Source organism: Streptomyces sp. NPDC047917, from assembly GCF_043204345.1.
Lineage (GTDB): Bacteria > Actinomycetota > Actinomycetes > Streptomycetales > Streptomycetaceae > Streptomyces > Streptomyces sanglieri.
In genome coordinates, this window is sequence record NZ_JBIDCA010000031.1 from 22187 (window position 1) to 32166 (window position 9980).

The window sequence follows — 9980 nt, forward strand, 5'->3', positions numbered from 1 at the left end:
TCCGAATTCCCTCGGTCAATGATCACTCTCCGCGCATCCACTGCTCCATTACGGAAAGAAGATGATCAGGATCGACAGGCTTGGTGACATAGTCGGAAGCGCCGGATTCGATCGCCTTCTCCCGGTCGCCCTTCATCGCCTTCGCGGTCAACGCGACGATCGGCAGCCCGGCGAACTGCGGCATCCTTCGGATCGCCGCCGTCGTGGCATAGCCGTCCATCTCCGGCATCATGATGTCCATCAGTACGACCGTCACATCGTCGTGCTGTTCCAGGACTTCGATGCCCACGCGTCCGTTCTCCGCGTACAGCACCGAAAGACCGTGCTGCTCCAGCACGCTGGTGAGGGCGAAGACGTTGCGGATGTCGTCGTCGACGATGAGCACCTTCTCGCCGCGGAACCGGAACGTCCTGCGGACCTCGGGCTCCTCCTGCCCGGTGAGCGTCCACGGCTCCGGCGAAACCGTCGGGGTCACGCTCCGGGGCGGCAGCGCGGGCCGCCGCTCCGCGCTCCCCAGGCTCTTGCGGCGACGCCGCATCAGCCCCGCGACACCGCCGGCGTCCGGTGCCGCGGCCGCCGGGTCGCCATGCTGGCCGGCCTCCGGCAGCAGCCCCTCCTCGGCCGCGCCGCCGTGCCCCTCGATGTGACCGGGGCCGATCTGCGGGTACCCCTGCGGCGGCAACTCGCTCGGGTGCAGCGGCAGATACAGCGTGAAGGTCGAGCCGCGGCCCGGCTCACTGGCCGCGTGGATCTCGCCGCCCAGCAGCCGCGCGATCTCCCGGCTGATGGACAGTCCGAGCCCCGTGCCGCCGTACTTGCGGCTGGTCGTACCGTCCGCCTGCTTGAACGCCTCGAAGATCACCAGCATCTTGCTGGAGGCGATCCCGATACCGGTGTCGGTGACCGAGAACGCGATCAGGTCGGCGTCCGCGTCTCGCAGCGAACCGGCCTCCAGCAGCTGTTCACGGATGGCGTTCGGCACGTCCTCGTTGGCGTGCCGGATGACCAGCTCGACCGCCCCGCTGTCGGTGAACTTCACCGCGTTGGAGAGGAGGTTGCGCAGCACCTGCAGGAGCCGCTGCTCGTCCGTGTGGAGCGTCGCGGGGAGTTCCGGCGAGACCCTCACGGAGAAATCGAGCCCCTTCTCCGCGGTGAGCGGACGGAATGTCGCCTCCACGTAGTCCACGAGCTGGACCAGCGCGATCCGGGTCGGGCTGACATCCATCTTGCCCGCCTCGACCTTCGTCAGATCGAGAATGTCGTTGATCAGCTGGAGCAGGTCGGAACCGGCCCCGTGGATCGTCTCGGCGAATTCCACCTGCTTCGGCGAGAGATTGCCCTCGGCGTTGTCCGCGAGCAGCTTGGCCAGAATGAGCAGCGAGTTGAGCGGCGTACGCAACTCGTGCGACATGTTCGCCAGGAATTCCGACTTGTAGCGCATCGAGACGGCGAGCTGCTCGGCGCGCTCCTCCAGGACCTGCCGGGCCTCCTCGATCTCGGTGTTCTTGACCTCGATGTCGCGGTTCTGCTGGGCCAGCAGTTCGGCCTTCTCCTCCAGTTCCGCGTTGGATGCCTGGAGCGCCTTCTGCCGGTTCTCCAACTCCTGCGAGCGGTCCCGCAATTGCGCGGCCAGCTCCTGCGACTGTTCGAGGAGCTTCTCGGTCTTCGTGTTGACGCTGATGGTGTTGACGCTCGTCGCGATCATTTCGGCGAGCTGGTTGAGGAAGTCCCGCTGAATGTGGGTGAACGGCTGGAACGACGCCAGCTCGATCACACCGAGCACCTTCCCCTCGAAAAGCACCGGCAGCACGATCACATGTGCGGGAGGTGCCTCACCGAGGCCGGAGGAGATCTTCAGATAGCCCGGCGGAACGTTGTCCACCTGAATGGTCCGCTTCTCCTCCGCTGCGGTCCCGATGAGCGTCTCACCCGGCCGGAAGGAGGTCGGCATCGAACCCGCCGAGTATCCGTAGCTGCCCCGCATGCAGAGCTCGTACGAGTTGTCCTTGTCGCTGTCCTGGCCGACCGTGCCGGTGTCCCCGGTCGGCATGGCCAGGAAGAACGCGCCGTGCTGCGCGGAGACGACCGGGGTCAGCTCGCTCATGATCAGCGAGGCCACGTCGTCCAGATCGCGGCGTCCCTGCATCAGCCCGGAGATCCGGGCGAGGTTGCCCTTGAGCCAGTCCTGTTCCTTGTTGGTCGCCGTGGTGTCGCGGAGGTTGGCGATCATCGTGTTGATGTTGTCCTGAAGGGCCTGGATCTCGCCGGCCGCGTCCACATCGATCTTCAGGTTGAGGTCACCGCGGGTCACCGCCGTGGCGACGGCCGCGATGGCCCGCACCTGACGGGTGAGGTTCCCGGCCATCTCGTTCACCGACTCGGTGAGGTCGCGCCAGGTGCCGTCGACGTCCCGGACCCGGGCCTGACCGCCCAGCTGCCCCTCCGTGCCCACCTCGCGGGCCACCCGGGTCACCTGCTCGGCGAACGAGGACAGCTGGTCGACCATCGTGTTGATGGTGTTCTTCAGCTGCTGGATCTCACCGCGCGCGTCGATGTCGATCTTCTTGGTGAGGTCGCCCTTGGCGATCGCCGTGGTGACCGCGGCGATCTGGCGCACCTGGCCGGTCAGGTTGGACGCCATCGAGTTCACCGACTCGGTGAGGTCCTTCCAGGTCCCCGAGACCCCGGGTACCCGTGCCTGGCCGCCCAGTTCGCCCTCGGTGCCCACCTCACGGGCGACCCGCGTCACCTCGTCCGCGAACGACGACAGCGTAGTCACCATCGTGTTGACGGTGTCCGCGAGCTCGGCGACCTCGCCGCGCGCCTCGACGGTGACCTTCTTCCTCAGGTCGCCGTTGGCGACCGCCGAGGAGACCCGGGAGATGTTCCGCACCTGACTGGTCAGGTTGTTGGCCATCAGGTTGACGTTGTCGCTGAGGTCCTTCCAGATGCCGGTCGCACCCGGCACCCGGGCCTGACCTCCGAGGATGCCCTCGGTACCCACCTCACGGGCGACCCGCGTCACCTCGTCCGCGAAGTTGAGCAGCTGGTCGACCATGGTGTTGACGGTCGTGACCAGTTCGAGGATCTCGCCCTTGGCGTCGACGGTGATCTTCTTGGAGAGATCGCCGTTGGCGACCGCGGTGGTGACCTCGGCGATGTTGCGTACCTGCATGGTCAGGTTGTTCGCCATGCCGTTGACGGACTGGGTGAGGTCCTTCCAGGTACCGGACACCCCCTGCACCTCGGCCTGTCCGCCGAGCATGCCCTCCGTACCCACCTCACGGGCGACCCTGGTCACCTGCTCGGCGAAGTTCGACAGCTGGTCCACCATCGTGTTGATCGTGTTCTTCAGCTCCAGGATCTCGCCCCGGGCATCCACATCGATCTTCTGCGACAGATCGCCGCGCGCCACCGCCGTGGCGACCTGCGCGATGTTACGGACCTGAGCGGTCAGGTTGCCCGCCATTCCGTTCACCGAGTCGGTCAGATCACGCCACACACCGGCCACGCCGGGCACCTGTGCCTGCCCGCCAAGCCGCCCGTCGGTGCCGACCTCACGGGCGACCCTGGTCACCTGCTCGGCGAAGGCGGAGAGCTGGTCCACCATCGTGTTGATCGTGTTCTTCAGCTCCAGGATCTCGCCCCGGGCATCCACATCGATCTTCTGCGACAGGTCACCGCGCGCCACCGCCGTGGTCACCTGGGCGATCTGGCGTACCTGCGAAGTCAGGTTCCCGGCCATGAAGTTGACGGAGTCGGTGAGCTCCTTCCAGGTGCCGGAGACGCCGTCCACCCGGGCCTGGCCGCCGAGCCGGCCCTCCGTACCCACGTCACGCGCCATCCGGGTCACCTGGTCGGCGAAGTTCGAGAGCTGCGCCACCATCGTGTTGACGGTGTTCTTCAGCTCCAGCATCTCGCCGGCGACGTCCACGGTGACCTTCTGCGAAAGATCACCGTTGGCCACCGCGGTCGTCACCTGCGCGATGTCGCGCACCTGCCCCGTGAGGTTGCGGAACGCCGCGTTCACCGAGTCGGTGAGGTCCTTCCACGTCCCCGCCGCGCCGGGCACCTCGGCCTGGCCGCCCAGCCGGCCCTCAAGACCGACCTCCCGGGCCACCCGGGTCACTTCCGAACCGAAGGACTGCAACTGGTCCACCATCGTGTTGACGGTGTTCTTCAGCTCCAGCATCTCGCCGGCCACATCCACGGTGACCTTCTGCGTCATGTCGCCGTTGGCCACCGCCGTGGTCACCTGCGCGATGTCCCGCACCTGGGTCGTCAGGTTCCGGAAGACCGTGTTCACCGAGTCGGTGAGGTCCTTCCACGTCCCCGCCGCCCCCGGCACCTTCGCCTGCCCGCCGAGCAGACCCTCGCCACCGACCTCGCTGGCCACCCGGGTCACTTCGTCCGCGAAGAGCCGCAGCGTGTCGGTCATCTGGTTGATGGTCTCGGCCAGTTGCGCGACCTCGCCGCGGGCGCTCACCGTGACCTTCTGGGACAGGTCGCCGTTGGCGACCGCCGTGGTCACCTCGGCGATCCCGCGCACCTGGGAGGTCAGGTTCCCGGCCATCGTGTTGACGGAGTCGGTCAGGTCCTTCCACACACCGGCCACGCCCGGAACGGTCGCCTGACCGCCGAGCTCGCCCTCCGTACCCACCTCGCGGGCGACCCGGGTCACCTCGGAGGAGAACGACGAGAGCTGGTCGACCATCGTGTTGACGGTGTTCTTCAGCTGGAGCATCTCGCCGGCCACATGGACGGTGACCTTCCGCGAGAGATCCCCCTTGGCGACCGCCGTCGTCACCAGCGCGATGTCGCGCACCTGTGCGGTCAGCCGGTACGCCATGGTGTTCACGGAGTCCGTGAGGTCCTTCCACGACCCGGACATCCCGCGCACCTGGGCCTGCCCGCCCAGCTTGCCCTCGGTACCCACCTCGACCGCGACCCGCGTCACCTGCTCGGTGAACGCCGACAGCTGGTCGACGAGGCTGTTGACCGTACGGGCGACCTTCAGGAACTCGCCGCGCAGCGGCCGTACCGTTTCGTCCGACGTGTGCGAACGCAGTTCCATCCGCTGTTCGAGATCACCGTCGGCCACCGCCGACAGCACCCGCCCGACCTCCGAGACCGGGCGGGCCAGATCGTCGACCAGCTCGTTGGAGGCGTCGATCGCGGCGGCCCAGGAGCCCTCGCAGGCGCCCGTCTCCAGCCGTTCGGTGAGCTTCCCCTCGCGCCCGACCATCCGCCGCACCCGGGCCAGCTCTCCGGTCAGATGCAGATTGCGGTCGGCGACCTCGTTGAAGACCGCCGCGATCTCCGCCATCACACCGTCGCCCGAGACGGTCAGACGCCTGCGGAAATTCCCGTCGCGCATCGCCACGAGACCTGCCAGCAGTCTGTTGAGCGCCGCCGCGTCGACGTCGATGGTGCCATTGCGCTGTTTCTTCACGGACTGTCCGCCTTTTGTGCGCGTGCCTGTGCCCCGCGCCGCCACGCCAGACTCCACCGTGTCCCTCCCGCAGGGGTTGACCGTATCGCTCGGGCCTTATCTGGGAGCTTGCCCAGTTCTTCTTTGGCGCACCGCCACAGCCCACCGTCGACGGGTGACCATGGGGACGTCAAATCGTTGAAACGTACCAGGCCGGACGCAGCCGGGGTGCAACCTCCAGTGGTTGTCCCGCATCCCTCCAGTGGGAAGGCCACACTTGTCCGGTCACAGGTCGGTTCCTGGCCGCTCCTGTCCGAAGCCGCCCCTCGTGTACCCGGCACACAGACCGAGCGTCTAGCCTGGCAGGCGAATCGAAGCGGCGAGAAACGGGCACAGGACTCGGGGAAGCGACGAGACACCACATGGGGAGTTCTGTGATCACCGCGCGCGCGGCCGCCACCTTCGACCCGGTCGGGCGCTCCGTCGCGACCGCCCGCGCCTTCGTCCGGGACACCCTCCAGGGGTGGGGCTACACGGACGTCGTCGACGACGCGGTCGTCCTCACCAGCGAGCTGGTGACCAACGCCGTGGTCCACGCGGGCACCGCCGCCGACGTGCTCTGTCTGCGCACGGAGGACGGCGTCCGGATCGAGGTCTCCGACCACTATCCGGAACGCGAGATCCCGCTCCAGAGCACCGGCCCGGACTTCGGCAGCCCCGACCGCGAGAACGGCCGCGGACTGCTGCTCTGCGCGGCACTCGCCACCCGGTGGGGCGTCGAGTACTCGCCCGCCCGCAAACACGTCTGGTTCCAGCTCGACCTTCCCGAACGCCCGGTGGGCATCCGATCGGCCGGACCACTGCTCCCCGTGGGACTTCTCCCGGTCGCCGACGAGCGCGTGCGGGTGGCGGTCGTCCAGATCGACAGCGCCGGCGCCATCGCCGCCTGGAACGAGGACGCCGCGTTCCTCTTCGGCCACACCGCGGAACAGGTCACCGGGAAGCAGCTCACCGACTTCACGGCCTGGCCCCAGACCCCCGGCACCAACACGGGCATCGTCGACGCGCTCCAGCTCTCGCGCTGGGAGGGCAGCTACGGGATCCGCGGCGCCGACGGCCGGGTCGTCCCCGTCTACGCCTCGCATCTGAGGGTCCGTGACACCCACGGCGAGCCCTCGACCGTCTGCCTGCTCGTCCGCGACTACGAACGCGCGGTGCTCCAGTCGCCGGCCCGCACACCGGTGTCCGACACGAACGCCGAGAGCGGCAAGACCGACCCGTTCGAGATCTTCATCGGCTCCCCCGCCCCCGACGACCTCGACGGCCTGCTCCAGCGCACGGTCGAGCGGGCCCGCGACATGCTCGACGCCGACGCCGCCTTCCTGCTGCTGGCGACGGACGACGAAACGGAACTGGAGGTACGGGCCACCACCGGTCTGCCCTCCGCCCGCCAGCGTTTCGCCCGTGTCCCGGTGGAGGCCGGGACGGGACGGTACGGATCCGCCCGGATGCCCGCCGTCCACGAGGACCTGGACAATGTGCCGGGCGCCGTCCCGCTGCTCGGCGGCACGGGGATGCGGTCCGTCGTCACCGTCCCGCTGAAGGTCGAGGGGCGGCTCACGGGCTCCCTGGGTGTCGCCGCCGAAGCAGCCGGCCGCTACTCGAACGAGGAGGCCCTGCGCCTCCAGTTCGCCGCGGACCGGATCGCGCTCGCGGTCGAATCGGCCCGGCTGGGCGAGCTGGAACGGCTCCGCCGCGGCTCCCTGTCCTTCCTCGTCGAGGCCTCCGACCTGCTCGCCGGCACCCTCGACCGGGATCAGACCCTGGCGCTGATGGCCCAGATGACGGTCCCCACCCTGGCCACCTGGTGCGCCGTGTACACGATCGCCGACCAGTCGTCCGAGCCGTACCTCTCCTATGTGCTGCACGAGGACGAGGAGCGCATCGACGGCCTCAAGGCCCTGCTCTCCAAGATCGCGCCACCGGACCCGGTGCCGACCCCCGGCGCACGCGTCTGGGCCGCCCCGTCCGAGGCCGCCCACCAGGCGGCCATGCGCACGTCGATGCGCACCCTCGGCCTCGGGGAGACCGGCAGGCTCGGCGAACCTGGCAGGCTCGGCCCCGGAATCCGTACGACGCTGGCCACCGCGGCCGCCGTGGGCGGGGAGACGGTGGTCCTGCCGCTCGTGGCCCGCAACCGCGTCATCGGCATGCTCACGCTCGGGAAGCCTTCCGACGACCACTTCCGCCAGGAGATCCTGGAACTGGCCGAGGACCTCTCCCGCCGCGCCGCCCTGGCCCTCGACAACGCGCGCCTCTACTCGGAGCGCATGGCGATCAGCCAGTCCCTGCAGCGCAGTCTGCTGCCGCCTGGGCTGCCCGAGGTCCCCAATGTCGAGATCGAGGTCATCTACCGCGCGGCGGGCGAGGGAAACGAGGTCGGCGGCGACTTCTACGACGTCTTCCCGATCCGCGACGGCGCCTACGGCTTCGCCATCGGCGACGTATGCGGTACGGGTCCGGAGGCCGCGGCCGTAACGGGTCTCGCCCGCCACGCCCTGCGCCTGCTGGCCCGTGAGGGCTTCGGCGGTCCCGCTGTCCTGGAGCGCCTCAACGCGGCCATCCTCGACGAGGGCTCCCGCAGCCGCTTCCTGACCCTCCTGTACGGCGAGCTGTGGCCCCAGGAGGACGGCAGCGCGCTCCTCAAGGTGGTCTGCGCGGGGCACCCGCTGCCGCTGCGCCTGCGCCAGGACGGCTCGGTCGAAGCGGCGGCCGAGCCGCAGCCCCTGCTCGGCGTCATCGAGGACCTCGAACTGTACGAGCAGACGGTCACTCTTGCCCCGGGCGATGTCCTGCTGTGTGTCACCGACGGCGTCACGGAACGCCGGGAGGGCACCCGCATGCTCGGCGACGACGGCCTGGCGGATGTCCTGGCGACCTGCACCGGCCTCACGGCGGGCGCGGTGGCGGCTCGCATCCTGCGGGCCGTGGAGCGCTTCGCCGCCGAGCCGGCCTCGGACGACATGGCCATCCTCGCCATGCGCGTCCCGGAGCCGCCCGCCGCCTAGGGTCTTTCGCCTGGACCGGGCCGGGTCGGGGAGCGGGGACCGGTGTCGTGCGTCGCAGGGCGGAGGAGGGAACCAGTGGGCTCTCCCCTGTTCGAGCGGAGCCGGGAGCTCGGGGAAGGCGCGTCGGCGACCGACGACAACACGGCGGGGCGCGGCGCGGCGCGGCACCGGGGCGCGCGAGCCCGGCCCGACCCGAACGGAAGGCCCTGGTACGCCGACGTCCCTGTGACCGGCGGATGGTTCGGCGCCTGCCATTGTCGTCGCCATGGACGAGGACTGGTATCTGCAGGCAGGCAGTGGAGCACGGTTCGACTGGGGTCCCACGGGCGCCGAGCGGCTCGCGCCGGCGGTCGCGTGTCTGGTGGTGATCGATGTGCTGTCGTTCACCACCTCGGTGACGGTGGCCGTGGAGTCCGGCACTCGGGTCTTCCCGTACGCCTGGCGTGACGCCTCGGCATCGGCGTTCGCGGACCGCGTGGACGCCCGGCTGGCCGTGGGACGGCGCATGGCCACACCCGCATCCCCCTGGTCGCTGTCGCCGACGGCGCTGAGAGACGCGCCTTTCACCCCACGGCTGGTCCTGCCCTCTCCCAACGGTTCGTCGATCTCCGCCGCGGCCGGTGGGTCGACGGTCGTCGCGGGCTGTCTGCGCAACGCGACCGCGGTGGGCCGTTGGCTCGCCCGCAGTGGTTACGGAACACTCGCCCGGCCGGTTGCCGTGATCGCCTCGGGCGAGCGCTGGCCGGACGGCAGTCTGCGCCCCGCCTTGGAGGACCTGCTGGGCGCGGGAGCCGTTCTCTCGGCGCTCAGGAAGGATCGTGGCGGTTCCCTGTCGCCCGAGGCGGCCACGGCGGCCGCGTGCTTCGAGACAACGCCGGATGTCGTCGCCATGGTGGCCGCCGGCGCATCCGGGCAGGAGCTCGCCTCGGGCGGGTTCCCCGAAGACGTACGCATCGCAACGCAGTTGGACGCCTCCGACACAGTGCCGGTCCTCATCGACGGGGCATTCACAGCAGCCGGATGACTTCCGCACCAAACAGTAAAGGCCCCCGCCAGTGGCGGGGGCCTTTACTGTTCTTCGGAGCCCCAATGCGGAATCGAACCGCAGACCTTCTCCTTACCATGGAGACGCTCTACCGACTGAGCTATTGGGGCGTGCTGCGCTGTGCAACGAGATAAAGCATACCCCGAACTCAGGGATGCTCAAAACCACTGGTCGCAGCCGACTCTGACGGGCTCTCACCGGCCCGTACCACCACTTACGTGGCGATCCTGAACCTTCCCGGACTCGGCCAGGCCGGCCCAGCCCGCGCTGGTCGTTGTTGTCGCTTGATGGCTTGATGGCTTGATGGCTTGATGGCTTGATGGCTTGATGGCTTGATGGACGGTAAACGCAGAAAAGCCCCGTGTCCACAAGGACACGGGGCTTTCCCGTAAAAGGAGTTCGGCGGCGTCCTACTCTCCCACAGGGTCCCCCCTGC

At 68.9% G+C, this 9980-nt stretch carries 3 protein-coding genes and 1 tRNA gene; 2 read left to right on the forward strand and 2 right to left on the reverse strand.

The window, feature by feature from the left end; genetic code table 11:
• Positions 1 to 22 precede the first annotated feature (22 nt).
• Positions 23 to 5452 (reverse strand): HAMP domain-containing protein, encoded by a 5430-nt coding sequence (locus ACGF8B_RS41590; protein ID WP_392748077.1) that lies wholly within the window; start codon positions 5450 to 5452, stop codon positions 23 to 25.
• A 401-nt stretch (positions 5453 to 5853) separates the two neighbouring features.
• On the opposite strand from ACGF8B_RS41590, the gene ACGF8B_RS41595 reads away from it, so the two are divergent.
• Both ACGF8B_RS41595 and ACGF8B_RS41600 read left to right on the forward strand, forming a co-directional pair.
• Positions 5854 to 8499: a SpoIIE family protein phosphatase gene (locus tag ACGF8B_RS41595; protein WP_392748079.1), complete on the forward strand. Its 2646-nt coding sequence runs from the start codon at positions 5854 to 5856 to the stop codon at positions 8497 to 8499.
• A 265-nt stretch (positions 8500 to 8764) separates the two neighbouring features.
• Positions 8765 to 9523 carry a 2-phosphosulfolactate phosphatase gene (locus ACGF8B_RS41600; RefSeq protein WP_392748081.1) on the forward strand — a complete coding sequence of 253 codons (759 nt, stop codon included), beginning with the start codon at positions 8765 to 8767 and terminating at the stop codon, positions 9521 to 9523.
• A gap of 58 nt (positions 9524 to 9581) precedes the next feature.
• Here the strand turns inward: ACGF8B_RS41600 and ACGF8B_RS41605 are convergent.
• Positions 9582 to 9654 (reverse strand) — tRNA-Thr (locus tag ACGF8B_RS41605).
• Positions 9655 to 9980: the final 326 nt, after the last annotated feature.

Bases quoted from the DNA above. Each gene is read 5' to 3' on its own strand.
- ACGF8B_RS41600 (WP_392748081.1), top strand. From the start codon at position 8,765: ATGGACGAGGACTGGTATCTGCAGGCAGGCAGTGGAGCACGGTTCGAC.
- ACGF8B_RS41595 (WP_392748079.1), top strand. From the start codon at position 5,854: ATGGGGAGTTCTGTGATCACCGCGCGCGCGGCCGCCACCTTCGACCCG.